The sequence below is a fragment of the Serratia bockelmannii genome, from assembly GCF_008011855.1.
GTDB lineage: Bacteria > Pseudomonadota > Gammaproteobacteria > Enterobacterales > Enterobacteriaceae > Serratia > Serratia bockelmannii.
The window spans coordinates 365,962-390,739 of the sequence record NZ_VOUX01000033.1 but is presented as its reverse complement, the minus strand read 5'-3'; the positions used below and the strand labels follow the sequence as shown (position 1 = coordinate 390,739).

Genomic DNA, 24,778 nt, shown 5'->3' with positions numbered 1-24,778 from the left:
CTTCTCGGCCGTGAGCGCTAGGCCGGACGGATCTTGTGCTATATGATAAAAAATTCAGATGGTTAACGGGGGTAAATCATAATGACGGGAAGAAAAATGCAACGGGGTTTTCGTTTGGCGCTTTGCGCGGCGGCGATCGGCGCCTGTATGAGCAGCGCTATGGCGGCGCAGGTTCCCCCGGGCACCGCGTTGGCGGCCAAACAGGAAATCGTGCGCCACATTAAAGACGAACCGGCCTCGCTCGATCCGATTAAAGCGGTAGGCCTGCCGGAGGCCCAGCTGGCGCGCGACCTGTTCGAAGGGCTGGTCAATCAGGACGCCAATGGGAAAGTGATCCCCGGCGTCGCCACGCGCTGGCAGACCAGCGATAACCAGACTTATATTTTCCATCTGCGCAAAGATGCGCGGTGGTCAAACGGTGACCCTGTCACGGCGAAGGATTTCGTCTACAGCTGGCAGCGGCTGGTCGAACCGAAAAACCTGTCGCCGTTCGCCTGGTTCGCGCAGTTAGCGGGGATCCAGAACGCCGAGCAGATCATCAGCGGCAAACTGCCGGCCGATCGCTTGGGCGTGTCGGCGCCGGACGACTATACGCTTAAAGTACAGCTGGACAAGCCGGTGCCGTACTTCGTCAGCCTGACGGCTAACTTCAGCCTGTTCCCGGTGAATAAGGCGGTGGTGGAAAAATACGGCAACGACTGGACCAAGGTCGGCGATCTGGTGGGCAACGGCGCGTTCAAACTGCAAGAGCGGGTGGTGAACGAGAAGCTGGTGCTGACGCCTAACGATCATTACTGGGATCATGCGCAAACCGTGCTGACCAAAGTGACCTTCATGCCGATCAATCAGGAATCCAACGCCACCAAGCGTTACCTGGCGGGCGATATCGACATCACCGAATCCTTCCCGAAAAACATGTATCAGAAGCTGCTGAAAGATATTCCGGGGCAGGTGTACACGCCGGATCAGCTCGGCACCTATTACTACGCGTTCAACACCCAGCGCGCGCCGACCAACGACGTGCGGGTGCGCCAGGCCTTGTCCTACGCCATCGATCGCAAGATTATCGCGGAAAAAGTGCTGGGCACCGGCGAAAAACCGGCCTATCACTTCACGCCGGACGTGACTGCCGGGTTCAAACCGGAGGCGAGTTTGCTGCAACAGCAATCGCAGGCGGAGCTGGATGCGCAGGCCAAGGCGTTGTTGCAGGCGGCCGGTTACGGCCCGAACAACCCGCTGAAGCTGACGCTGTTGTATAACACCTCGGAAAGCCACCAGAAGATCGCCATCGCCGTGGCCTCAATGTGGAAGAAAAAGCTCGGCATTGACGTCAAGCTGCAAAACCAGGAGTGGAAAACCTATATCGACAGCCGTAATACCGGTAATTTCGACGTGATCCGCGCCTCCTGGGTAGGTGACTATAACGAGGCGTCGACCTTCCTGTCGCTGTTGACCTCTACCCACAGCGGCAACATTGCCAAGTTCAAGAACGCGGACTACGACAAGCTGCTGGCGCAGGCGGGGCGGGAAACCAACCCGGCGGCGGTGACCGCCGATTACAACAAGATGGAGCAAATCATTGCCGATCAGGCACCGATCGCGCCGATCTACCAGTACACCAACGGCCGCCTGATCAAACCGTGGGTAAAAGGCTACCCGATCACCAATCCGGAAGACGTGGCCTATAGCCAAACGATGTATATTATCAAACACTGATTGGGCTTATTTTTCACCCCCGCATAACGCGGGGGATTTATTTTTATTGACGGTTAAATGAAGAAGGTAATTAATTTATCCACGCGATAAACCCCGTTTAATAATAAACAGGGTTGCCATCATCACATTATTTTTTTGCTATTTCAGAGAGCGGTTACGCTTATAGACAGTCCCGCATGGCATCCACCACCACACGGCCGCTCATGTCGGTTTGGGTGATGCGATAGCTGGTGGGATAAGAGCGGCGAGTGCTGAAACGATCGTGGACGGAGACCTTGCCAATCTGCAGGCCGGCGGCGTTTTTTACCACGAATTCACTGATCTCTTCCTGCCCCTGGTTTTGCAAATGGATATTGCTGATTTTTTCCAGCGTATCGCTGGCGTTTATTTTTAAATGGTCGCGTAACATAACTACCTCCTCGTAGTGAGAAAAGTATATGCCCCTAAAATTTGCGCTGAAACAGCTTTATGTTGATTTATTATTATCATTTTGAATTAAAAGTGATAGCAATATGTTAAGTCATAATAATAACGGCATTACCAGTGCTTTATCGGCGATATTGCCCGATTTATCGGCAATGGTTTATTTCATTACCGTTATTATTAGTCTGCATTAATGGGGAAAAGCGCTCGCCTGGCCGCCGGGGCGGGAAAGACGCAGGCGACGTTGTGCCCGCAGCCGGGAACGATCGTTAACCGATGCGGCTTCTTCGGCGCCAGGTAACGCCGATCGTAGTCGGCATAGGCCAGGGCGCGCTGCAACCGGTAGGGGCCCTGCAGCTGGGCGGCGCAGGATTTGTCGAGTATCCGATAGTAGGCGCCCGGCGCGGTGCCGGTATCCTCGGCGGCAGCCAGATAGGTGATATCGGCTGCGGCGTAGCGCCGGCGCGCCGTGTCTGCGGTGCGTTGCAGATGAGCGGGAAGCGCTTCCAGACCGTATTTCCACTGGTTAGCCTGTGGGCACTGGCCGCCATTCACCGTTTGCCAACGGAAGCGGCAGGTTGTTTCACTGCCGCAGCTTCCCCAGCTTGTGGGCTGAGGACGCAGATTCTCAAAGTAGAGCCAGCTGCCGGGATCGGCCACCACATAGCGCAGACGCACCCCGTTTGGCGGATGGGCAAAGCCCACATAGTGCTGCACGAACTGGGCGCCGGCAGAAAAACCGGCCACGGTTATCGACTGCAGCGATGGCCAGCGCCGTTTCAGATCGGCCAGCAGGTTATCCAGGGCGTTGAACGAACCGGTTTTCCCGCTATTATCCAAATCGCCTGCGATCCAGGAGCCGCAGCGCCACAGGGCCTCGCCGCCTTGCGGCGACGGGAGCCCGGCGGAACGGCAGCGAGCGGCAAGTTTCTCCGGCACCTGGAACAGCGGGGCGACCAATAAGCCGTTGTCTCCCGCTCCCTGCGCGGCATCGATCGCCGCTTGCAACGTCTTGGCGACATCGCGCGGGCGGCCGTGCATCACCACCAGTGCGGTGCGCGGCTGGCGGGAGTGAGCGTGAGCGACAAAATAAGGCAGTGAACCCGCCGCCGTCGGCGCGTGATAGGGCGTGGCGAGGCGTTCTAATACCGGCTCTGCACGAACCGATTGGCCGAACAGCAGCAGGGCGGCCATTGCGATGTAGCGCAGGCGGCGCATCCTCGTCAGGTTCGGCGCAGCGCAGTGCGCAGTTGTCTCAGGACTTCCCGGCATCGTTGTTCCTCACGCGCTCGTTGATAGTAGCGATAAAAGGCGCGTTCCGAACTGAGGTTACCCGCCAGCGCCAGTTGCCTGAAGATTAAGTATGTCAGACTGAGCATGATGATAATAAATATAAAGCCGGGGAACAGCAGCTGCCAGCCGTCGGTGATGCGCGCACCGGACATAAACACCAGCGACGGCGCGATAACCAGCACGCCAAGCTGCCGCAAGCCCCATTGCGCCAGCACAGGCATTAGCACCAACAGAGTGACGAATAGCAGGTATTTCAACAGATAGCGACAGGAAAGCAGCGAGCGTTTTAACGCACTGTCGGCGCGTCGTTGCAAAACGAAACCCTCGGACGTGGTGCGCAGGATCTGCTGTCGGCCGCCAGTAGGTCTGTAGCGCTCCAGCGCCGTTACGCCGTCCGGCAGTGCCAGCAATTGCTGCAACTCCGCCAGCCCGACGGTTTTGCTACCGATGTAATCCCTAAACAGTAAGAGCTGCATGCGCTCACTGTGGGGCTTCTCGACGGATTCGAGTAGCTTGAGCAGCTTGTCATGGTTTTCCCGCCGAATACGAAATGGCGTTTTAACAACGGCGATAAACAGGGTGATAACGGTCAAACTGACTTTGAGAATATCTGCGGCGCTGATCTCAAACATGGGGGCTTCCTGTCGTTGCGATGTGTTCCCTAAGGCCAGAAGTATAGAGCACGTTTTTCACCTGGCGTGAAAACTGGCGTTACAGCTTGGCCTTTGATCTCCAAGGCGTTAAGGCTAGACTCAGCAACATAAGTAAGACTGAGGGGATAAATGAATGGATGTGATTGAGGGGAGCGAGCTGCAGATCGCCGATGCGGTTTACGCCTACCAGTTGGACGGCAAGGGCGGCGTCACGCCGATCGAGCAAGATGACAAGATCACCTGCGACGCGCCGTGCTGGCTGCATCTTGATTACGCGCACCCGGCCAGCGCCGAATGGCTGAGCACCACGCCGCTGCTGCCGGACTCGGTGCGCGAAGCGCTCTCCGGCGAAAGCTCTCGGCCACGCGTCAGCCGCCAGGGCGAAGGCACCATGATCACCCTGCGCAGCATCAACTTCAACGCCAACTCACGGCCGGACCAGTTGGTCACCATCCGTGTGTACATCACCGATAAACTGATTATCTCCACGCGGCACCGCAAGGTGTATTCCATCGATCAGGTGGTGAACGATTTGCAAAGCGGCGCCGGGCCGACCAACAGCGGCAACTGGCTGGTGGAGATTTCCGATGCGTTGACCGATCACACCAGCGAATTCATTGAGGATCTGCACGACAAGATTATCGATCTGGAGGACGCCTTGCTGGAACAGCAGGTGCCGGAGCGTGGTCAGCTGGCGTTGATCCGTAAACAGCTTATCGTGCTGCGCCGTTACATGGCGCCGCAGCGTGACGTTTTCGCACGGCTGGCCAGCGACCGCCTGCCGTGGATGAGCGACGACGATCGCCGCCGCATGCAGGACATCGCCGATCGCCTGGGGCGCGGGTTGGACGATCTGGACGGCAGCATCGCGCGCACCGCTATCTTGTCCGACGAAATCACCACGGTGATGGCCGACGCGATGAACCGCCGCACTTACACCATGTCATTGTTAGCGATGGTCTTTTTACCTACCACCTTCCTGACCGGGCTGTTTGGCGTCAACCTTGGCGGCATACCGGGCGGCGGCAACCCCTTCGGTTTCGCGGCATTTTGCCTGATGTTGGTCGGGTTGGTGCTTGGCGTCGCCTGGTGGCTGAAGCGCAGCCGCTGGCTGTAGGTGAAAATGACGAAAACCCGGTTAACATTGAGCAAAATCAACATTTAGCCGGGGGAAATGGGGCATGATCTCTCTCGCAGGTGAATGCAACGTCAAGCGATGGGCGTTGCGCTCCATAATTGTCTTACTTTCTTATTTTTGAATTACTGCATAGCACATTTGATTCGTACAATGCCGGTTTAATCACCGGCATTTTTTTATTCGGCTTCCCTTCTTCTTCAGGCCGCGCTTTCATCCCAGAAGCTGGCTTCAATCTTGTGCCCATCCAAATCCCGGACAAAGCAGCCGTAGTAAGCCTCACCGTAATGCGGCCGCGAACCGGGCGCGCCTTCATCGACGGCACCGGCCAGCAGCGCCTGGCGATGGAATTCATCCACCTGTTGCTTACTGGTGGCGAAAAAACCGACGTGCGTACCGTTGCCGGGTGAGGCCGGGCGGCCGTCGATCGGCACCTGCAGCCAAAACTCCGGGTAGTCGCGGCCGTAACCGATGGCGCCGGGATGCTCCAGCACCCGTCGGCATCCCAAGGCGGCCAGCGCACGATCGTAAAAGGCGGCGGCGGCCTCGAAATCGTTGGAGCCCAGCGAGATGTGGGACAGGCAGGGGGTAATATTCATTGCGCGATCTCCATATAACTGTATAAATAAACAGTATAGGGTAAAAACGGCACTGCCGAGTAAATTTTGCGCAAACTGTGAACAGGATCGAGATCGTCGAGAAAGGGAAATGTCGCCGCTCGCAGGATGGCAAGCGGCGAGGGGGCTTATTTGATTTCCAGCACGTTCAAACGTTCTGGCGCAGGTATCGCGTCGTCCGAGTCTTCCGGCTGCCAGCCGACCGGCTGCATCGGGATGTCTTCGCGATCGAAGGCCAAATCGCCGCCGTCTACCACGGCGCTCCCGTGGTGAATACCCTTGAAATCGAACAGATTGATATCGCTCAGGTGCGAAGGCACCACGTTTTGCATGGCGCTGAACATGGTTTCCAGCCGGCCAGGATAGCGTTTGTCCCAGTCACGCAGCATATCGCCGATCACCTGGCGCTGCAGGTTAGGCTGCGAGCCGCACAGGTTGCATGGAATGATCGGGAACGCTTTGGCGATCGAGAAACGCTCGATGTCTTTCTCGCGGCAATAGGCCAGCGGGCGAATGACCACGTGCTTGCCGTCGTCGCTCATCAGTTTGGGCGGCATGCCTTTCATCTTGCCGCCGTAGAACATGTTGAGGAACAACGTCTGCAGAATGTCGTCACGGTGATGGCCCAGCGCGATCTTGGTGGCACCCAGTTCGGTGGCGGTGCGGTACAGAATGCCGCGGCGCAGGCGCGAGCACAGTGAACAGGTGGTTTTGCCTTCCGGGATCTTGTCTTTGACGATGCTGTAGGTGTTCTCTTCGACGATCTTGTATTCCACCCCCAGGCTTTCCAGGTAGGCAGGCAAAATATGCTCAGGGAAGCCGGGCTGTTTCTGATCGAGATTCACCGCGATCAGCGAGAAGTTGATCGGCGCGCTCTGCTGCAGGTTGCGCAGGATCTCCAGCATGGTGTAGCTGTCTTTACCGCCGGACAGGCAGACCATGATACGGTCGCCTTCTTCAATCATATTGAAATCGGCGATCGCTTCGCCCACGTTGCGGCGCAGGCGCTTTTGCAATTTATTCAGGTTGTACTGCTCTTTTTGGCTAACGGATTGCTTTTCTGACATTTAAATCGTGCTCATTCTCAATAGGGGGCACTAGGGGCATGGCGTTGTAGACCGCGAGTTTACCATTCAACCGGCCGATTTTGATCATTATTCATCATCCAGCCGCCACGCACCCGACGCGAGGTCTGTATGGTACGGATTGTAGCGATGAATACCAGCAGGTTTTATTGAGTGATCCCAACGATCGTCTTTGCAGCAGAGGGTCTACGTGAATGTCTCACCATAGGATCGAGCGAAAGCGCGCAACGCGTCGTTTTCCAGACGGAAGTACTGTTTGGCGGCGATTTCGTCGGCGCCCAGCTGGCGATAGAAAAGCCCGGCGTTGGGGTTGGACTTTTCAGCTGTCCAGTCCAGGCGGCTACAGCCATGTTCGAGCGCAATGGTTGCGATAAAACTCATCATTGCCTTGCCTACGCCCAACCCTCTGGCAGTGCGGCTGACGAACAGCTCTTTCATAAACATTTGACCGCTGAGCTTAGGGGCGGGGTGCATGATGCAAAAGGTACAAAATCCGCAGACCTTACCTTGTGACCAAGCACTGGCGACAGTAATGCCTGAGTAGGGGCCAAACATGGCGTTATTGAGGTAAGGGAGCACCTCTTGGCGTTTTATCACGTCGGGGCCGAAATAATATTCTTCCATTTCGATGATGATATCGACCAATGCTTCCGAATGGCTGCGATCTGAGATGATGATTTCCATGCGTTCTTTGGCTTCCTTTGGCTTCTGGCGCAATGGCAATGAGAATAGAAGGAAAAGCATCAGGGCGCGAATCGCTCGCGCCCTGAGGGAGGTTACTCAGCAGCGGACTTTTCCGCCTTACCGGCCAGCAGGCTGAGGAAATCGTATTTCTCCTTCAGCTCTTTCTCGGCGGCCTGATACAGCGCGCTGGCCACCTCCGGCTGCTGCGCGTTCAGGCGGCGGAAACGCTGTTCTTTCAGCAGCGTTTCCGACAGGTTGCTGTTTGGCGGCCGCGAATCCAACGCTAACGCGGCCTTGCCCTCGGCGCTGCGGCGCGGATCGAAGCGGTACAGCGGCCAGAAGCCGGTGGCGGTCAGCTGTTTCATCTGATCGTGGCTGAGCGCCAGATCGTAGCCGTGTTCTTCGCACGGGCTGTAGGCGATGATCAGCGACGGGCCCGGATAGGCCTCGGCCTCCTGAATCGCTTTCACCGTTTGGTTAAGCTGCGCCCCCAGCGAGATCTGCGCGACGTAGACATGGCCGTACATCATCATGCTGACGCCCAGATCCTTGCGCGCCTTGCGCTTGCCGTGCTCGCCGAACTTGGTCACCGCGCCGAGCGGCGTGGCTTTCGACTGCTGGCCGCCGGTGTTGGAGTAGCATTGGGTGTCGAGCACCAGCACGTTGACGTTCTCCGTCAGGCTGAGGACGTGATCCAACCCGCCGAAGCCGATGTCGTAGGCCCAGCCGTCCCCGCCGATCAGCCAGATGGATTTATCGACCAGGTAATCGGCGTCGGCCGCCAGCTGGCGTGCGTCTTCACCTTCAATACTCGCCAGCAGCGTGCGCAATTCGGCGATTTGCTTACGGCGCGGCTCCGGCGCCACATCTTCCATCTGCAGGGCATTGACCAACTGCTCCGGCAGCTGCGGCGCCAGCGAATTCAGCAGGCGCAGCACCCGTGCGCGATGTTGATCGACCGTCAGACGGAAGCCCAGGCCGAATTCGGCGTTGTCTTCGAACAGCGAGTTGGCCCACGCCGGCCCGCGCCCTTCGGCGTTGGTGGTGTACGGCGTGGTCGGCAGATTGCCGCCGTAGATCGACGAACAGCCGGTGGCGTTGGCGATCAGCAAACGGTCGCCATAGAGCTGGGTCAGCAGCTTGATGTACGGCGTTTCGCCGCAGCCGGAGCAGGCGCCGGAGTATTCGAACAGCGGCGTGATCAGCTGCGAGGTGCGAATGTCGATGCGCTCCAGCTGCGCTGGATCGATTTCCGGCAGCTGCAGGAAGAAGTCGTAGTTGTCTTTTTCCGCCGTCAGATTATCGAGGCGCGAAGCCATGTTGATGGCCTTGATCTCTGGGTTCTGGCGATCTTTCGCCGGGCAGACCTCGACGCACAGGTTACAGCCGGTGCAATCTTCCGGCGCCACTTGCAGTACGTATTTCTGGCCGCGCATATCGCGTGATTTGACATCCAGAGACTGCAGGGAAGCGGGGGCGTGTTCCATCTCCGACGGCTGAACCACTTTGGCGCGAATGGCGGAGTGCGGGCAGGCGGCGACGCAGTGGTTGCACTGGGTGCACAGATCGGGCTGCCAGACCGGGATCTCTTCGGCGATGTTGCGCTTTTCCCACTGGGTGGTGCCCACCGGCCAGGTGCCGTCCGGTGGGAAGGCGGAAACCGGCAGCGCATCGCCCAGCCCGGCCAGCATCGCGGCGGTAACGGTTTTGACGAAGTCCGGCGCGGCGTCCGAGACCACCGGTGGGCGCATCGGGCTGCTGTCGTCGACCGGCTGCAGTGGAATTTCAATCAGTGCGCCACGGGTGGCGCCCAGCGCCTGCCAGTTGCGCTCGACGATCTCCTGGCCCTTGTTGCTGTAGCTGCGCGCGATGGCATCCTGCAGCTGTTGCAGCGCCACGTCGCTCGGCAGGATCTGCGTCAGGTGGAAGAACGCCATCTGCATTACGGTGTTGATGCGCGCGCCGAGCCGGCATTCGCGCGCCAGCTTGGCGGCGTTGATGATATAGAAACGCGCCTGGCGTTGATGCAGCAGCGCCTGTACCTCCTGCGGCAAGCGTGACCAGACCTCGTCGGCGCCGTAAGGGGTATTGAGCAGGAAGGTACCGCCGGGTTTGAGACGTTCAACCATCTGATACTTATCGATAAACTGCAGCTGGTGGCAGCCGACGAAATCCGCCTGGCTGACCAGATAGGCCGAGTTGATCGGCTGCTCGCTGACGCGCAGATGCGACACCGTCAGGCCGCCGGCCTTTTTGGAGTCGTAGACGAAATAGCCCTGCGCATACAGCGGCGTGGCGTTGCCGATGATTTTGATGTTGTTCTTGGTGGCCGAGACCGAACCGTCGCTGCCCAAACCGTAGAACAGCGCTTCCAGCGAGGCGCGCTGCGGCAGGATTTCGTCGCTCAGCGGCAGTGAAAGCCCGGTGACATCATCGAAGATGCCGACGGTAAAGCGCGGGCGCGGCTGCGGCTGGGCCAGCTCGCGAAACACCGCCAGCGCACAGTCCGGGCCGAACTCTTTCGACGACAGGCCGTAACGGCCGCCGATCACCCGCGGCAGCGTGGCGCGCTCACCCCGGCTGTAGGCCTCCGCCAGCGCGGTCATCACGTCCAGATACAGCGGTTCGGCCAGCGCGCCCGGTTCTTTGGTGCGATCGAGCACCGCGACGTTGCGCACGCTGTCCGGCAGCGCGCCGAGCAGGTATTTGGCGGAGAACGGCCGGAACAACCGGACTTTCAGCACGCCGACTTTCTCGCCGCGGGCCAGCAGGGTGTCAATCACCTCTTCGCAGGTGCCGGCGGCGGATCCCATCACCACCACCACGCGTTCGGCCTGCGGGTGGCCGTAGTAGTCGAACGGCCGATAGTGGCGGCCGGTGAGGGCGGCGAAGGCCGCCATGGCGTCGATCACGTGTTGGCCGGTGGCGTCATACCACGGGTTGGTGGCTTCGCGCGACTGGAAATAGGTGTCCGGGTTGGCGGAAGTGCCGCGCACCACCGGATGATCGGGCGACAGCGCCCGGCTGCGGTGAGCGTCGATCGCCGCCTGCGGCAGCATTTGCCGCAGCGTATCGTCGCTGAGCGGCACGATCTTGTTGATTTCGTGCGAGGTGCGGAACCCGTCGAAGAAGTGGATAAACGGCACGCGCGCGTTGAGAGTGGCGGTCTGTGAGATCAGCGCGAAGTCCTGCGCCTCCTGCACGTTGCTGGCGCACAGCATGGCGCAGCCGGTTTGGCGCACCGCCATCACGTCCGAATGGTCGCCGAAGATCGACAGCGCGTGTGTGGCTACGGTGCGGGCGGCGACGTGCAGCACGAACGGCGTCAGCTCTCCGGCCAGTTTGTACAGCGTCGGGATCATCAGCAGCAGACCCTGCGATGAAGTGAACGAAGTCGACAGTGCGCCGGTTTGCAAGGCGCCGTGCACGGTGGCGATCGCGCCGCCCTCAGACTGCATTTCCACCACCCGCGGAGTATCGCCCCAGATGTTTTGCCGGCCATCGCCTGACCAAGCGTCTGCTTGCTCCGCCATGGTGGAACTTGGCGTGATAGGGTAGATGGCAATCACTTCGTTGGTGCGATAGGCCACGGAAGCGACTGCGTTATTACCATCTGTAGTTATCATCGACATTACCTTTTCATTGCTCACAAAGCCGCGAAAGCACACTTTCGCAGTAATGGGAAAAAGTCTAACAGAGGGTTTGAACGTGGCTTTATCGCGTTTGTGTGGCGGGTGAAAAATCGTCAATGGCGTATTTCCTCGCCGAATGAGATGCAGTGGCAATAAATTGTTTTGACCGTTTAAAGACAATTTATTTCCGGCGCGTCATAATTGCGCATCGGCAAACTGACAGAAGAAAATCATGAGCGCATTTATGTATTTGACGATGGCGATAGTCGCGGAAGTGATCGCCACCACCATGTTGAAAGCCTCCGAGGGCTTTACCCGCCTGTGGCCGTCGCTGCTGGTGGTGCTGGGTTACGGCGTGGCCTTTTGGGGGCTGTCGATGGTGGTCAAGAGCATGCCGCTGGGCATCGTGTATGCGATTTGGTCGGGTATGGGCATCGTGCTGGTGTCGATCGCCGCGGTATTCGTTTACCAGCAAAAATTGGATTGGCCAGCGATTGTCGGCATGGGATTAATTATTGCCGGCGTGCTGGTGATTAATTTACTGTCTAAAGCCTCGGTGCACTGAGTGTTATTTTAATGTGAAAAAAGGCCGGCGTGACAGCAAGTCGCGCCGGTTGAAGAATTCAGCCATCATTCACTGAAAATAGTGGAATGCTAATTACTTAGCGCCGCCAGCATAGACGTAAATATCGTCCTCTCCGGTAGCAAAAAATGCGTCGTCTCACTGAAAGCACGTGAAGATAATGAATACCGATATCGCGGGAGAAATCTCTTCTTCAGCAGCGGTGACGTTATCACTTTCTGCGTGCGGCCGGGGCCAGGCACAGGGTGGCGCTGTCACGTTTGGCGTATCGCGCCGGGGCGGAAATATTCTGCAAACAAAATAAATGTCCGGCCGGTGCAAAAAAATGACAAATAATGGCTGGAATATATTTTCATTATTTATATATCGAGCTAGATTAAACAAGTTTGCATCAAAGATAGCGAAACGTGTCCGCTAAGTGACGCGCGTTATCAGCAATGGCGATTTTACACAGCGCAGTTCCGGGTTCAGGAGTGGGATAATGACGACATCAAAATGGTTGCTTGCCAGCGCCGTGCTGCTTTTAGCCGCCTGCAGCAGCAATAACGAAGAGCCAGTACAGCAGGGCAACAGTGCCAGAATCAATACGTTGCAGACCAGCGCCGGTTGCGCGGCGGTCGGTGGCGTTACTACCATCGCGCATAACCTGAACGGTGAAGCGCTGCGCATGTGCCAAATGCCGAATGGCAAGCAGTGCGAAGAACGCACGCTGGGCCTGGGCAGCTGCGCCGGGTAAGCCCGCAGCGACAGGCCCGGATCAATACACCCAGTCGCGCAGGGTATAAACCAGCGTGTGGCCGCTGCCGTTGAGCGTCAGTTGCTGCGCGTTCAGCATCACGTCGGCGCCGTTTTCGAGCACGGTGCCGATCACCCGATCCCAGCGGTTGCGCTGCTCATCAGGGCACAGCTTGCGCGTCGAGGCCAACGGTTTTACCGTCAGCACGCCGTCGCGTAACTGCCCCTGGCCGAAGAAGCGGTTGCACATCGCGCCGGAGACATGCAGGTTCTCGCCAAATTCCAAATTGAGCAGGCCGCCATCCGTTCGTGATTGTGCCGCTTCACCATCTACGCTCTGCAACACGAAGTTGTGATGCAACAGATCGCCGGGTGTGACGGTAGACTGTGGTTTCATGCTGCATCCCCCTAGGACCAGCGTCGCAAGGGCGGCCACCGTGGTTTTTCTCATTGCGTTCTCTCAAATAAACAGGGCGCCGCAAGGGCGCCCCGAAGTTACGCTCAGGCGTTCAGCTGGTTCGGGCAGGCTTCGCCGCGATCCAACAGGCTGATGTTCTGCAGCGTGGTTTGCGAAATGCTGGTCAGCGCCTCTTCGGTCAGGAAAGCCTGATGGCCGGTGAACAGCACGTTGTGGCAGGCCGACAGGCGGCGGAACACGTCATCCTGAATCACGTCGTTAGACTTGTCTTCAAAGAACAGATCGCGTTCGTTCTCGTAGACGTCCATCCCGAGCGCGCCGATTTTTTGCTGCTTCAACGCGTCGATGGCGGCGGTAGAGTCGATCAGCGCGCCGCGGCTGGTGTTGATCACCATTACGCCGTTTTTCATCATCGCGAAGGCGTCGGCATTCAGCAGATGGTGGTTTTCCGGCGTCAACGGGCAGTGCAGGGTAATCACGTCGGATTGCGCGTACAGCGTTTTCAGGTCGACATACTCCGCGCCCAGCGCCAGCGCCTGTTCGCTCGGGAACGGATCGTAGGCCAGCAGCTTCATGCCGAAGCCTTTCAAAATGCGCATCGTCGCCACGCCGATTTTACCGGTGCCGATCACGCCGGCGGTGCGGTTGTGCATGTTAAAACCGATCAGCCCTTCCAGCGAGAAGTTGGCGTCGCGAGTGCGTTGATAAGCGCGGTGAATACGGCGGTTCAGGCACATCATCATGCCTACCGCGTGTTCTGCCACGGCCTCCGGCGAGTAGGCCGGCACGCGCACCACCTTGATGCCCAGTTCTTTGGCGGCGTCCAGATCGACGTTATTAAAACCGGCGCAGCGCAGGGCGAGGATCTCTACGCCCAGTGCCGCCAGTTCTTCGAGCACTTCACGGCTGCCGTCGTCGTTGACGAAGATACACACCGCCTTGCAACCGGCGGCCGTTTTGGCGGTTTTTTTGCTGAGTAAAAAGTCGAAGAATTCCAGCTCATAGCCAAACTGCTGATTCACCAGTTCGAGATATTTACGGTCATACTGTTTGGTACTGTATATCGCCAATTTCATCGTGGTTTCTCCACCGTGATTTTGTGATCAATTTAACAGATTTTAGTAAATTCGACAATTGGTTAGCGGTTTGGCCAGCGTGGGGTTTGTTCGGTCAACCAGGAGGATGAAACCGGCCCGCATTGGGCCGGTTCACGCGATGTTAGCGAGCGATTTCCGTGTAATGATGCTCATCGTAGTCATGGGTCAAGTACCCGTTGACGGCATCGTTAAAGGCGACCCAATGCGGGGTTTTCTGGTGTGCCGAAAGCGCCGCCTTATCGTCCCAGTTTTCGATCAGCGCGTAGCTGTTTTCATCGTTCTGGCATTGCCAAAGCTGGTAAAAAGAGCAGCCGGTTTCTTTATTGGATTCCTGCACCATGGTGTTGAGCAGGCTGAGAAACGCGGGGCGTTTGGCCGGATTGACCTGAAAAAAGACATTGAGCGTGATCATGGTTTATTTCCTCAGTCGATAATGAAACTGGAATTTCCAGGTGGCAGCAATGTGCTGACTGCGAGGATTCTACGGACTTGATGGTTGACTAAAAGTGAAATAAAGTCCCGATCATATTCGTTTTTGGTGAAGGTTTGTGATGTTGAAACGTGCTCAGTTGGTGACCTTTTGCATGGTGGTTGAGTCAGAGAGTCTCACGGCAGCGGCTGAGAGGCTGTTTTGCGTGCCCTCTAACGTGACCAAGAAATTAAAAGAGTTGGAAATGGCGTGTGGCGTTACGCTATTTGATCGTGAGCGCAATCGACTGTCGCTCACACCGGAAGGTCGGGCGCTTTACCATAAAGCCAAGCGCTTTTTGGCTATCGAAGAGCGGGCGCGAGCGCAGCTTGAACAGGATCCGGTGCAGGGTGAACTGAAGCTTGGCGCGCTGGATATCGCCTTGAGTCATCATCTGCCGCAAAAGTTGGCGCATTACCGTGCGCAGAACCGCCGCGTTCAGTTGAGTGTGGTGCAGGGCTATTCGCTGGATCTGGAGTTTCAATTGCAAAAAGGAACTCTGGACGTGGTGTTTTCAGATGGGCCGATAGAACATCCGCAGCTGCAGAGCCGGCGTGCTTTTCAGGAGCGTTTGGTCTTCATTGGCGGGGCGTATCAGCCAGCGTTGTTGGCAAAAAGCGATCTCTATGTTTATTCGCGTCAATGCCACTATCGCCATCTGGTGGACGCCTGGCTGCAAAAGCAGCAAGTGATCCCCGCCGCGCTGCTGGAGGTGGAATGCTATGACGTGATATTCGCCTGCGTAAGCGCGGGGTTGGGGTATGCGTTTGTCCCTGAGAGCCTGGCGCGACAGCGGGAGGTTGCGTATACCGAGTGCGGGAATGAAATGCGCAGCGATATTTATGCTATCTGGCGTAAAGCGAGCGACAGCCGCATAGTACAGGCTTTTATTGAGGCCGTGATTTGAAATTAGCGGCAAAAAAATCCCCACGGGGGTGTGGGGAATGGCTTCTCTAGTACACAGTTAGCTAGCAGCTAAACTTTTATTAGAATGGTTGCAAGACTATTAATCATCAACGGTAACGACAATAACAAAAGTCTGAAAACCGTCCTATTTATGTGATGTATATGTAACGAAAATCTACAACTTCGCACACGTTTGCGCTAAAAAGGTGCAAATCGCCTTTGCGACCCCGCTCAGCTTCACCCTATGTCAAATTCGTGCCATCATTATTGTCAATTCAGGCATAGACTTAACCAATGCCTAACTCAGGAACGAAGCAATCATTTAATGACCAGGCGATTGAAAGTATTCATAGGGACCGTGGCGGGCTGTGCAATTCTGGTGCTGGCGTTATGGCAAACTTTGCCGCGCTGGCTGCCGGGGGTGTTATCGCATTGGTTGCCGGCGGGAAGCCGACTTGAGTTACAGGGCAAGTTGCATTGGCGCCAAGGCGGCCTGGCGTTGCCGGGGGCACGTTTCACCGCGCAAGATTGCCTGCTGGCCAACGTCGGTCCGACGCGGCTGGCTTACCGCCAAGGCCGCTGGCAGCTGTCGAGCGATAAGGTCAGCGTCGATAGCGCCTGTTTGTCAAAACTGCCGGGCGGCGACGCCAACAGCGCGCCGCTCGCGCTCGATCAATTGCAGCGGCAACTGCCGGCGCTGGATCTCACCATTAATGATCTGACGCTTATTCCCTGGCAGCGCTATGCCGGCAAGCTGCAGATTTCCTCCGGCCCCGACGGGCAACGTCTGCATTATCGGGGACCGAATCTCAGCGCCGAGGCGCGGCTGGATGAAAAACAGCAGCTGACGTTGCAGAGTCTGACCGTCGTCCCGCCCAACAGCGCGCAACCGCTGCACCTCGCCGGTAAGATAACTCTCCCGCTGGATCTGGCCAGCCTGCCGAAGCAGGGCGCGTTGCAGGGTGAAATGCAGACGGCCTATCTGGAAAAACCGGTTTTGCTGGATATGCGCTGGCAACAGCAGCAGGGCGTGTTGACGGTGAGCGAGAAAGGCGACGATCGGCCGCTGGCGGTGCTGCCGTGGGAAGTGACCCCGCAGCGGGTCAGCATCAAGCAGGGCGAGTGGCGTTGGCCCTACAGCGGACAGCCGTTGAACGGCGGCCTCAGCATCGCGCTGCACGACTGGAGCAAGGGATTGGATGAAACGGAGATCAGCGCGCGGCTGAACGTGATCACCGCCGGCCACAACGGCAAGGGTAATGCGGTGCTCACCCTCGGGCCGGGCAAGGTGGGGTTGACCGACAGCGATCTGCGCTTCCAACTGACCGGGCAGGCCAATCTGGCCGATTTCTCCACCACCGCGTCGATCCCGGGCGTGATCGGCGGCAGCATTCTTAACCCGACGCTGGTTCTGCAGCCAGGTTCGCTGCTGCGTCTGTGGGGTAAAGTGACGCCGGAAATGACGCTGGAAGAGGCGCGTCTACCGCTGGCCGGCGTGAAGGTGACCGCCGCCGGCATCACCGGCCGCCTGCAGGCGATTTTGAGCGCCAGCGACAGTTATTGGGGGCGTTTCAAGCTCCACCTGGACGGCCAGGCGCAGGATTTCTGGCCGGACAAGGGCGACTGGCAGTGGCGTTACTGGGGCAACGGCCGGTTGCCGCCGCTGCAGGCCGCCTGGGACGTCGCCGGCAGCGGTCGTTGGCAGGACAGCGAGCTGGTGCTCGACAAGCTCTCCACCGGTTTCGACAAATTGAAGTACGGTCTGGTGACGGTCGCCGCGCCGCGCTTGAGCCTCAACCAGCCGCTGCGCTGGCAGCGTGATGAACAAAGCCCGCAGTTCAACGGCGAATTCCAGCTGGCGGCGGATAAGGTCAGCTTCAGCGACGGTGGCTATCTGCCGGCGCCGGTGCTGGCGCTGCAGGTGAACGGCCGTTCGCCGGACAGTTTCCAGATGCAGGGCAAGCTGCAGGCGCAACAGATCGGGCCGATCGCGCTGCGCGGCCGTTGGGATGGCGAACGTCTGCGCGGCGAAGGCTGGTGGCCGAAACAGTCGCTGAAGGTCTTCCAACCGCTGTTGGCACCGGATCTCAATCTCACGCTGCGCGACGGCGAGTTTTACGCGCAGTCGGCGTTTTCCGCCGCCCGTGAACAAGGGTTCGAGGCCGGTGGCCACTGGGTGGTGAAAAACGGCGGCATGTGGCTGAAAGACGGCGAAATGAGCGGCCTGGATTTCATCCTGTCGTACCGTTTCAAGCAGCATCACTGGCAATTGGGAGCTAAACAGCCGGTATCGCTGCGCATCAAGTCTTTCACCAACCTGTTCGAGATGCAGAACATTTCCGCCGATCTGCAGGGCACCTATCCTTATAGCGAAGGGCAGCCGCTGACGTTGAGCAACGTCGGCGTGGACATGCTCAACGGGCATATCAGCCTGTCGGCGCTGCGGTTGCCGCAGCATGACGCCGCGGTACTGAAGCTGGATAAGGTCGATCTCAGCGCGCTGTTTACCGCCCTGAAACCGAAGCAGTTCGCCATGTCCGGCCGGGTCGACGGCGAGCTGCCGCTGTTCCTGAACCATCCGAAGTGGTTGGTGCAAAACGGCTGGATCGCCAACGCCGGCACCTTGACGCTGCGCCTGGACAAAGACATGGCCGACGCCATCGGCAGCAATAACCTGGCGACCGGCGCGGCGATCGACTGGCTGCGCTACATGGAAATCAACCGTTCGCATGCCCGGGTCGATCTCGACAACCTGGGCGAGTTGACGCTGAGCGCGCGCATCGACGGTATCAACCCGCAGAAAAGCGCCAAGCGCGAGGTGATCCTGAACTATCGCCATCAGGAAAACGTGTTTCAGCTGTGGCGCAGTTTGCGCTTCGGCGACAATTTACAGGAGTGGCTGGAGCAGGCCCTCTCACAACCTGGGGAGCAACAATGAAAATCATGAGTGTGTCGACGCTGGCAGCGGTGCTGTGCGTTTCGCTGCTGAGCGGCTGCGTGCCGCGCATCGAGGTGGCGACGCCGAAGGATCCGATCACCATCAATATGAACGTCAAGATCGAGCATGAAATTCATATCAAGGTGGATAAGGACGTCGAAAACCTGCTGAAAACCCAAAGCGGTCTGTTCTAGGAGCCGACATGAAAAAACGTTATTTGTGGCTGGCCGGCGCCGCCTGGTTGTTCAGTGGCATGGCGATGGCGTTGACGCTGGATGAGGCGAAGCAGCAAGGGCGGGTAGGTGAAACCCTGAGCGGCTACATCGCGCCGGTGAAGCAGGACGCGGAAACCCTGGCGCTGGTGAAACGCATCAACGCCGGCCGCGCCGAGAAGTATCAGGAAGTGGCGAACGGCAACCATATCGCCGTCGACGAAGTGGCGCGCATGGCCGGGCAGAAGCTGGTGACGCGGGCGCAGAGCGGCGAGTATGTGCGCGGCATCAACGGGCAGTGGCTGAAGAAATAAAAAAAGCGCGCCGTCTGGCGCGCCAAAAGATACGGATAGATGATTATTATGAGGGTAGTGCAGGTTTGACAGGACTTGCCTCTTGTCCGGCAGGGGCTCGGCGCCCCTGCGCAGGGTCTTAGGCAGCAACCACCTGAGACAGGGCCGCCTTGGCGTCTTCCTGTGCTTTGGTCGCCACTTCCGGGCCATAGGCGATGCCTTCCGCGAAGACGAACTCCACGTCGGTGATGCCGATGAAGCCCAGGAACAGACGCAGGTAAGGTTCTACCAGGTCGGTCGGGGTGCCTTTATGGATGCCGCCGCGGCTGGTCAGGATCACGGCGCGTTTGTTTTTTACCAGGCCTTCCGGACCGTTTTCGGTGTAACGGAAGGTCACGCCGGCGCGGGCAACCAGGTCGAAATAGTTTTTCAGCTGGGTCGGAATGTTGAAGTTGTACATCGGTGCGGCAATCACGATGACGTCATTGGCCTGCAGCTCGGCGATCAGCTCGTCCGACAGGGCCAGCGCTTCTTGTTGACGTGGAGTCAACGGAGCATCGGAAGGACGCAGCGCGCCGACCAGTTCACCGTCCAGCACCGGGATTGGCTGTGCGGCCAGATCGCGCACGGTGATGGTGTCGCCGCTGTGGGCGTTGCTCCATTGCTCTACGAAGAAATCGGCCAGTTGGTTAGACTGAGAGTAGGTCGCCAGGATGCTTGATTTCAGAACCAATACGTTGCTCATCGATAATTCCTTACGTTGTGACAGTGACATCAGGACTCAGCGTCCCTTGCATGAAGTACATGCTATTCACATTCCCCCAACAGTGATAGCGCAATATTTCGAGATCTCCGTTCAATTTTATTGAATGACATGGCGACGCTTTACTCGCGGAAGTAGGGGGAGAAAGCCGTTTGTGATAGGCTGTGCGGCTAAAGCAAAAAAATCGTTAAAAAAACATTAAACCGTTGCCAAGCCTGGCCTTGGCGGCGAAGAAACAAGGAACACCGAACGTGAAATCTCCGCTCGAGGCACTGCCGGCCCAACTGGGCGAGCTGATGCTCCGCGATCAACAACGCCTGCGTCGTCGCCTGCAGGGCGCACGAAAAATCAAAAATCCCGATGCCCAGCTGGCGGTCGCCGCCGACGTGGAAAGCGACATCGCGACGGCGCGGCAAAAAGTGCAGGCGCGCGCCGCGTCTTGCCCGCGCATTACCTATCCGGAAAGCCTGCCGGTCAGCCAAAAAAAGCAGGACATCTTAAACGCTGTCCGCGACCACCAGGTGGTGATCGTCGCCGGGGAGACCGGCTCGGGAAAAACAACCCAGTTGCCGAAGATCTGTCTGGAGCTGGGGCGTGGGGTGAAAGGGCTGATCGGCCATACCCAGCCGCGCCGCCTGGCGGCGCGCACCGTCGCCAACCGCATCGCCGACGAGCTGGAAACCCCGCTCGGCGGCAGCGTGGGCTACAAGGTGCGCTTCAACGATCAGGTGGGGGAAAACACCCTGGTCAAGCTGATGACTGACGGTATCTTGCTGGCGGAGATTCAGCAGGATCGCCTGCTGATGCAGTACGACACGTTGATCATCGATGAAGCGCACGAGCGCAGCCTGAATATCGACTTTATTCTCGGCTACCTGCGCGAACTGCTGCCGAAGCGCCCGGATCTCAAGGTGATCATCACCTCGGCGACCATCGATCCGCAGCGTTTCTCGCGCCACTTCAACAATGCGCCGATCATCGAGGTTTCCGGCCGCACTTACCCGGTGGAGGTGCGTTACCGCCCGGTGGTGGACGACGGCGATGATACCGACCGCGACCAGTTGCAGGCGATTTTCGATGCGGTGGACGAGCTTGGGCGCGAAGGGCCGGGTGACATTCTGATCTTCATGAGCGGCGAGCGCGAGATCCGCGATACCGCCGACGCTTTGAACCGCCTCAATTTGCCGCACACCGAGGTGCTGCCGCTGTATGCGCGCCTATCGAACAGCGAGCAGAACCGGGTTTTCCAGTCGCACCACGGCCGCCGCATCGTGCTGGCCACCAACGTGGCGGAAACCTCGCTGACGGTGCCGGGCATCAAATACGTCATCGATCCGGGCACCGCGCGCATCAGCCGCTACAGCTTCCGCACCAAGGTGCAGCGCCTGCCGATCGAGCCGGTGTCGCAGGCCTCCGCCAACCAGCGTAAAGGGCGCTGTGGCCGCGTGTCGGAGGGCGTGTGCATCCGTCTGTACTCTGAACAGGATTTCCTCTCGCGGCCGGCGTTTACCGATCCGGAAATTCTGCGCACCAACCTGGCGTCGGTCATTCTGCAGATGACCTCGCTGGGGCTGGGCGACATCGCCGCGTTTCCGTTTGTCGAGGCGCCGGACAAGCGCAACATTCAGGATGGCGTGCGCCTGCTGGAAGAGCTGGGGGCGATCACCACCGCCGATAACGGCCACTATCAGCTGACGCCGCAGGGCCGGCAGCTGGCGCAGTTGCCGATCGACCCGCGTCTGGCGCGCATGGTGTTGGAAGCGCAGAAGAGCGGCAGCGTGCGCGAGGTGATGATCATTACCGCCGCGCTGTCGATTCAGGATCCGCGCGAGCGCCCAATGGATAAGCAGCAGGCCTCGGATGAAAAACACCGCCGTTTTGCCGACAAAGACTCGGACTTCCTGGCGTTCGTCAACCTGTGGGATTATCTGCAGGAGCAGCAAAAGGCGAACTCTTCCAGTCAGTTCCGCCGGCTGTGCCGCAACGATTTTCTCAACTACCTGCGGGTGCGCGAGTGGCAGGATATCTATACCCAACTGCGCCAGGTGGTGAAAGAACTGGGGCTGCCGATCAACAGCACGCCTTCCGACTACCGCAGCGTCCACACCGCGCTGCTGACCGGCCTGCTGTCGCACATTGGCCAGAAAGATGCGGACAAACAGGAATTTACCGGCGCGCGCAACGCCCGCTTCTCGATCTTCCCCGGCTCCGGCCTGTTCAAAAAGCCACCGAAGTGGACCATGGTGGCCGAACTGGTGGAAACCAGCCGCCTGTGGGGGCGCATCGCCGCGCGCATCGAACCGGAATGGATCGAGCCGCTGGCTCAGCACTTGGTGAAACACAGCTACAGCGAACCGCACTGGTCGAAGTCGCAGGGGGCGGTGATGGCCAGCGAAAAGGTCACGCTGTTTGGTCTGCCGATCGTTGCGGCGCGCCAGGTCAACTACGGCGCCATCGATCCGCTGCTGTGCCGTGAGCTGTTTATCCGCCATGCGCTGGTAGAGGGAGACTGGCAGACGCGCCACGCCTTCTTCCGCGAAAACCAAAAGCTGCGCGCCGAGGTGGAAGAACTGGAGCATAAATCGCGCCGCCGCGACATTCTGGTGGATGACGAAATGCTGTTCGGCTTCTACGATCGCCGCATCCCCAACGACGTGGTGTCCGGCCGTCATTTCGACAGCTGGTGGAAGAGCGCGGCCAAACAGCAGCCGGATTTGCTGAACTTCGAAAAAGAGATGCTGATCAAGGACGGCGCCAACAAGATCAGCGCGCTCGACTACCCGAACTTCTGGCATCAGGGCAACCTCAAGCTGCGGCTGAGCTACCAGTTCGAACCGGGCACCGACGCCGACGGGGTGACGGTGCACATTCCGCTGCCAATCCTCAATCAGGTGGAGGAGCAGGGCTTTGAATGGCAGATCCCCGGCATCCGCCGCGAGCTGGTGATTGCGCTGATCAAGTCGCTGCCGAAGCCGGTACGTCGCAACTTCGTGCCGGCACCGAACTACGCCGAGGCGTTCCTTGGCCGCGTAACGGCGCTGGAATTGCCGCTGCTGGACGCACTGGAGCGCGAGCTGCGGCGCATGACCGGCGTGACCGTGTCACGTGATGACTGGCAGTGGGATCAGGTGCCCGATCATCTGAAGATGACCTTCCGCGTGGTGGGCGAGAAAAACCAGACGCTGCGCGAAGGCAAAGACCTGGCCGCGTTGCGCCTGCAGCTGAAAGAGAAGGTGCAGGAAACGCTGTCGGCGGTGGCCGACGACGGGCTGGAGCAGAGCAATCTGCATGTCTGGAGCTTTGGCCAACTGCCGGCGTTTTACGAGCAGAAGCGCGGCGGCTATTCGATGAAGGCTTACCCGGCGCTGGTGGATGAAAAGGACAGCGTGGCGATCCGCCTGTTCGACAGCGAAAGCGAGCAGCAACAGGCGATGTGGCAGGGCACGCGCCGCCTGCTGCTACTGAATATTCCTTCGCCGATCAAATACCTGCATGAAAAGCTGCCGAACAAGGCCAAGCTGGGGCTCTATTTCAACCCGTACGGCAAGGTGCTGGAGCTGATCGACGATTGCATTTCGTGCGGCATTGACAAGCTGATCGCCGAACACGGCGGCCCGGTCTGGCAAGAGGAAGACTTTGCACGGTTGCAGGAGCAGATCCGCGCCGAGCTGAACGACACGGTCGTTGAGGTGGCCAAGCAGGTTGAGCAGATCCTGACGGCGGTCTTCAACATCAACAAACGGCTGAAGGGCCGGGTGGACATGTCGTTGGCGCTGGCGCTGTCGGACATCAAGACCCAGCTCGGCGGGCTGGTCTACCGCGGCTTCGTGACCGGCAACGGGTGGAAACGCCTGCCGGATACGCTGCGTTACCTGCAGGCGATCGAGCGCCGATTGGAAAAATTGGCTATCGATCCGCACCGCGACCGCGCGCAGATGTTGCGGGTGGAGCAGGTGCAGCAGGCCTGGCAGCAGTGGCTGAACAAGCTGCCGCCGAAGCGACAGCAGGAGGAAGAAGTAAAAGCGGTGCGCTGGATGATAGAAGAGCTGCGCGTCAGCCTGTTCGCGCAACAGTTGGGCACGCCTTACCCGATCTCCGATAAGCGCATTCTGCAAACTATCGAGCAGCTTTCGAGCTAAGCTCAGCCGCACCGGCCGGCAAGCGGCCGGCGCAGCGCAAGTTGAAATTCGCAGAGCAGAGCAACAGCAACGGCGCATAATGCGCCGTTGAGAGAGGGTTAGTTGCCTGCCGCCAGCGCGTCCAGCGCTTCGCGGATACCGGGCACCGCCAGGGCACGGTTATCGGCGCGATAGCGATCTTTCGCCGCCGGTGCCGAGCTTTGGATGGCGATCAGTTGCCAGCCGTCGGCGGTTTTCAACAGCAGCGGCGAACCGCTGTCGCCGGGCAGAGTATCGCACTGGTGCGACAGTACGCTTTGCTGGGCCCAGCCGGTGACCTTGCAGTTTTGGTGGCTGTAGAGGTCATCCAGATGATCCTCCGGGTAGCCCGCTTGAGTTATCAGCCGTTTGGCCTGTTTCAGGGCCTGAGTCAGCGCCTTGCTGTCGCCTTGCCACAGCGGCAAGGGTGCGATCGGCAGCGGTTTTTTGTCTTTCAGACGGATCAGCGCAAAGTCATAAGCGGCCGCGGCGGGCGGGACGATCCAGCCATCACCGTCCGGCTTCAGCTTTTTGCCCAGTTTGCTGTCGACCAGGGTCTCGATATTGTCGGTTTGATACTGCCACGACTTATCACCCGCCACGAAGCGCAGAGCGATGGCTTTATCCAATTGCCCCGGCGGTGCCAGCACGCAGTGGCCGGCGGTCAACGCCAGGTGTGGGGAGATCAGCGTGGCGGTACACAGATTGCCGCTGGCTGTTTCGACCTGGCCGATGGCCTGCCACGGCTTGGCGGCGGTATCCGTAACCTTGATTCGTTCATCTTTGCCGAAAAACAGACGCGTTTGCTCGGCCTTGGACGGGCCGTCTGCGCGTGCCGCCTGAGAAGCGATGAGCGGGAGTGAACACAGCAACAGTAAAACGGATATGCGCATAGATCTCTTGCCTGACAAATACGGATCATCCATAAACACACTGAATGCTAACTATAGACTGATTTAGCAGCCATGT

At 58.7% G+C, this 24,778-nt stretch carries 22 protein-coding genes; 10 read left to right on the top strand and 12 right to left on the bottom strand.

Going from position 1 to position 24,778, the window contains the following annotated elements:
- Positions 1-81 precede the first annotated feature (81 nt).
- Positions 82-1,716: a peptide ABC transporter substrate-binding protein gene (locus FOT55_RS18345; RefSeq protein ID WP_187181959.1), complete on the top strand. Its 1,635-nt coding sequence runs from the start codon at positions 82-84 to the stop codon at positions 1,714-1,716.
- Positions 1,717-1,876: 160 nt separating this feature from the next.
- Here the strand turns inward: FOT55_RS18345 and FOT55_RS18340 are convergent, their stop codons facing one another.
- The 3 genes from FOT55_RS18340 to FOT55_RS18330 form a co-directional block, all read right to left on the bottom strand.
- Positions 1,877-2,125 (bottom strand): hypothetical protein, encoded by a 249-nt coding sequence (locus FOT55_RS18340; RefSeq protein WP_004930507.1) that lies wholly within the window; start codon positions 2,123-2,125, stop codon positions 1,877-1,879.
- A gap of 194 nt (positions 2,126-2,319) precedes the next feature.
- Entirely contained in the window at positions 2,320-3,411 is a 1,092-nt protein-coding gene (locus FOT55_RS18335) for a hypothetical protein (RefSeq protein ID WP_147823856.1), read from the bottom strand.
- The gene (locus FOT55_RS18330; protein WP_089180967.1) at positions 3,363-4,064 is read right to left on the bottom strand and encodes a hypothetical protein; all 702 of its coding nucleotides are present in this window, start codon (positions 4,062-4,064) and stop codon (positions 3,363-3,365) included. Before FOT55_RS18330 ends, FOT55_RS18335 begins: the two co-directional genes overlap by 49 nt.
- 154 nt (positions 4,065-4,218) lie before the next feature.
- On the opposite strand from FOT55_RS18330, the gene zntB reads away from it, so the two are divergent.
- Positions 4,219-5,202: a zinc transporter ZntB gene (gene zntB / locus FOT55_RS18325; RefSeq protein WP_025302990.1), complete on the top strand. Its 984-nt coding sequence runs from the start codon at positions 4,219-4,221 to the stop codon at positions 5,200-5,202.
- 218 nt (positions 5,203-5,420) lie between these two features.
- Here the strand turns inward: zntB and FOT55_RS18320 are convergent, their stop codons facing one another.
- The 4 genes from FOT55_RS18320 to nifJ form a co-directional block, all read right to left on the bottom strand.
- Positions 5,421-5,819 (bottom strand): VOC family protein, encoded by a 399-nt coding sequence (locus FOT55_RS18320; protein ID WP_025302989.1) that lies wholly within the window; start codon positions 5,817-5,819, stop codon positions 5,421-5,423.
- A 146-nt stretch (positions 5,820-5,965) separates the two neighbouring features.
- Entirely contained in the window at positions 5,966-6,904 is a 939-nt protein-coding gene (gene ttcA / locus FOT55_RS18315; protein WP_025302988.1) for a tRNA 2-thiocytidine(32) synthetase TtcA, read from the bottom strand.
- Positions 6,905-7,108: 204 nt separating this feature from the next.
- Positions 7,109-7,606: a GNAT family N-acetyltransferase gene (locus FOT55_RS18310; protein WP_147823855.1), complete on the bottom strand. Its 498-nt coding sequence runs from the start codon at positions 7,604-7,606 to the stop codon at positions 7,109-7,111.
- 92 nt (positions 7,607-7,698) lie between these two features.
- Positions 7,699-11,232, bottom strand: a complete 3,534-nt coding sequence (nifJ, locus tag FOT55_RS18305) for a pyruvate:ferredoxin (flavodoxin) oxidoreductase (RefSeq protein WP_060433153.1) — start codon at positions 11,230-11,232, stop codon at positions 7,699-7,701.
- A 238-nt stretch (positions 11,233-11,470) separates the two neighbouring features.
- Between nifJ and ssmE the strand changes: the two genes are divergently transcribed.
- Both ssmE and FOT55_RS18295 read left to right on the top strand, forming a co-directional pair.
- A complete protein-coding gene (gene ssmE, locus FOT55_RS18300) occupies positions 11,471-11,803 on the top strand; it encodes a multidrug efflux SMR transporter SsmE (protein ID WP_025302985.1) in 333 nt (110 codons plus the stop codon).
- Between the two features lie 499 nt (positions 11,804-12,302).
- Complete coding sequence (locus tag FOT55_RS18295; RefSeq protein WP_015377999.1) at positions 12,303-12,557, top strand: DUF333 domain-containing protein; 255 nt, start codon at positions 12,303-12,305, stop codon at positions 12,555-12,557.
- Between the two features lie 21 nt (positions 12,558-12,578).
- Here the strand turns inward: FOT55_RS18295 and hslJ are convergent, their stop codons facing one another.
- The 3 genes from hslJ to FOT55_RS18280 all read right to left on the bottom strand — a co-directional run bounded on the left by hslJ (position 12,579) and on the right by FOT55_RS18280 (position 14,483).
- Positions 12,579-13,007, bottom strand: a complete 429-nt coding sequence (gene hslJ / locus FOT55_RS18290) for a heat shock protein HslJ (RefSeq protein WP_049205463.1) — start codon at positions 13,005-13,007, stop codon at positions 12,579-12,581.
- 50 nt (positions 13,008-13,057) lie between these two features.
- Positions 13,058-14,050: a 2-hydroxyacid dehydrogenase gene (locus FOT55_RS18285; RefSeq protein WP_025302983.1), complete on the bottom strand. Its 993-nt coding sequence runs from the start codon at positions 14,048-14,050 to the stop codon at positions 13,058-13,060.
- 142 nt (positions 14,051-14,192) lie between these two features.
- Complete coding sequence (locus FOT55_RS18280) at positions 14,193-14,483, bottom strand: putative quinol monooxygenase (protein WP_025302982.1); 291 nt, start codon at positions 14,481-14,483, stop codon at positions 14,193-14,195.
- 142 nt (positions 14,484-14,625) lie between these two features.
- On the opposite strand from FOT55_RS18280, the gene FOT55_RS18275 reads away from it, so the two are divergent.
- The 5 genes from FOT55_RS18275 (at position 14,626) to FOT55_RS25730 (ending at position 19,032) form a co-directional block, all read left to right on the top strand.
- Positions 14,626-15,447 (top strand): LysR family transcriptional regulator, encoded by an 822-nt coding sequence (locus FOT55_RS18275; protein WP_043143653.1) that lies wholly within the window; start codon positions 14,626-14,628, stop codon positions 15,445-15,447.
- A gap of 324 nt (positions 15,448-15,771) precedes the next feature.
- Positions 15,772-18,384, top strand: a complete 2,613-nt coding sequence (locus FOT55_RS18270) for a YdbH family protein (protein WP_147823854.1) — start codon at positions 15,772-15,774, stop codon at positions 18,382-18,384.
- Positions 18,381-18,578 carry a YnbE family lipoprotein gene (locus tag FOT55_RS18265; protein WP_025302979.1) on the top strand — a complete coding sequence of 66 codons (198 nt, stop codon included), beginning with the start codon at positions 18,381-18,383 and terminating at the stop codon, positions 18,576-18,578. Before FOT55_RS18270 ends, FOT55_RS18265 begins: the two co-directional genes overlap by 4 nt.
- An 8-nt stretch (positions 18,579-18,586) precedes the next feature.
- On the top strand, positions 18,587-18,910 hold the full coding sequence (locus tag FOT55_RS18260; protein ID WP_025302978.1) for a YdbL family probable chaperone protein: 324 nt from the start codon (positions 18,587-18,589) through the stop codon (positions 18,908-18,910).
- Positions 18,895-19,032, top strand: coding sequence for a hypothetical protein (locus FOT55_RS25730; RefSeq protein WP_127145959.1), 138 nt, complete (start codon positions 18,895-18,897; stop codon positions 19,030-19,032). Before FOT55_RS18260 ends, FOT55_RS25730 begins: the two co-directional genes overlap by 16 nt.
- Here the strand turns inward: FOT55_RS25730 and azoR are convergent.
- Entirely contained in the window at positions 19,029-19,634 is a 606-nt protein-coding gene (gene azoR, locus FOT55_RS18250) for an FMN-dependent NADH-azoreductase (RefSeq protein ID WP_015377994.1), read from the bottom strand. The two genes, FOT55_RS25730 and azoR, sit on opposite strands and share 4 nt — an antisense overlap.
- 269 nt (positions 19,635-19,903) lie before the next feature.
- Here azoR and hrpA point away from each other — a divergent pair, with 269 nt between their 5' ends.
- Complete coding sequence (hrpA, locus tag FOT55_RS18245; protein ID WP_147823853.1) at positions 19,904-23,791, top strand: ATP-dependent RNA helicase HrpA; 3,888 nt, start codon at positions 19,904-19,906, stop codon at positions 23,789-23,791.
- Between the two features lie 98 nt (positions 23,792-23,889).
- Here the strand turns inward: hrpA and FOT55_RS18240 are convergent, their stop codons facing one another.
- Complete coding sequence (locus tag FOT55_RS18240) at positions 23,890-24,702, bottom strand: trypsin-like serine peptidase (RefSeq protein WP_025302976.1); 813 nt, start codon at positions 24,700-24,702, stop codon at positions 23,890-23,892.
- Positions 24,703-24,778 lie beyond the last annotated feature (76 nt).

Coding starts and splice junctions, on each gene's coding strand:
- FOT55_RS18340 (WP_004930507.1), bottom strand. CDS start 2,125: ATGTTACGCGACCATTTAAAAATAAACGCCAGCGATACGCTGGAAAAA.
- FOT55_RS18260 (WP_025302978.1), top strand. CDS start 18,587: ATGAAAAAACGTTATTTGTGGCTGGCCGGCGCCGCCTGGTTGTTCAGT.
- FOT55_RS18295 (WP_015377999.1), top strand. CDS start 12,303: ATGACGACATCAAAATGGTTGCTTGCCAGCGCCGTGCTGCTTTTAGCC.
- FOT55_RS18280 (WP_025302982.1), bottom strand. CDS start 14,483: ATGATCACGCTCAATGTCTTTTTTCAGGTCAATCCGGCCAAACGCCCC.
- FOT55_RS18265 (WP_025302979.1), top strand. CDS start 18,381: ATGAAAATCATGAGTGTGTCGACGCTGGCAGCGGTGCTGTGCGTTTCG.
- FOT55_RS18320 (WP_025302989.1), bottom strand. CDS start 5,819: ATGAATATTACCCCCTGCCTGTCCCACATCTCGCTGGGCTCCAACGAT.
- ssmE (WP_025302985.1), top strand. CDS start 11,471: ATGAGCGCATTTATGTATTTGACGATGGCGATAGTCGCGGAAGTGATC.
- FOT55_RS18345 (WP_187181959.1), top strand. CDS start 82: ATGACGGGAAGAAAAATGCAACGGGGTTTTCGTTTGGCGCTTTGCGCG.
- FOT55_RS18240 (WP_025302976.1), bottom strand. CDS start 24,702: ATGCGCATATCCGTTTTACTGTTGCTGTGTTCACTCCCGCTCATCGCT.
- ttcA (WP_025302988.1), bottom strand. CDS start 6,904: ATGTCAGAAAAGCAATCCGTTAGCCAAAAAGAGCAGTACAACCTGAAT.
- FOT55_RS18270 (WP_147823854.1), top strand. CDS start 15,772: ATGACCAGGCGATTGAAAGTATTCATAGGGACCGTGGCGGGCTGTGCA.
- nifJ (WP_060433153.1), bottom strand. CDS start 11,232: ATGATAACTACAGATGGTAATAACGCAGTCGCTTCCGTGGCCTATCGC.
- FOT55_RS18335 (WP_147823856.1), bottom strand. CDS start 3,411: ATGCCGGGAAGTCCTGAGACAACTGCGCACTGCGCTGCGCCGAACCTG.
- azoR (WP_015377994.1), bottom strand. CDS start 19,634: ATGAGCAACGTATTGGTTCTGAAATCAAGCATCCTGGCGACCTACTCT.
- FOT55_RS18285 (WP_025302983.1), bottom strand. CDS start 14,050: ATGAAATTGGCGATATACAGTACCAAACAGTATGACCGTAAATATCTC.
- FOT55_RS18330 (WP_089180967.1), bottom strand. CDS start 4,064: ATGTTTGAGATCAGCGCCGCAGATATTCTCAAAGTCAGTTTGACCGTT.
- hslJ (WP_049205463.1), bottom strand. CDS start 13,007: ATGAGAAAAACCACGGTGGCCGCCCTTGCGACGCTGGTCCTAGGGGGA.
- zntB (WP_025302990.1), top strand. CDS start 4,219: ATGGATGTGATTGAGGGGAGCGAGCTGCAGATCGCCGATGCGGTTTAC.
- FOT55_RS18310 (WP_147823855.1), bottom strand. CDS start 7,606: ATGGAAATCATCATCTCAGATCGCAGCCATTCGGAAGCATTGGTCGAT.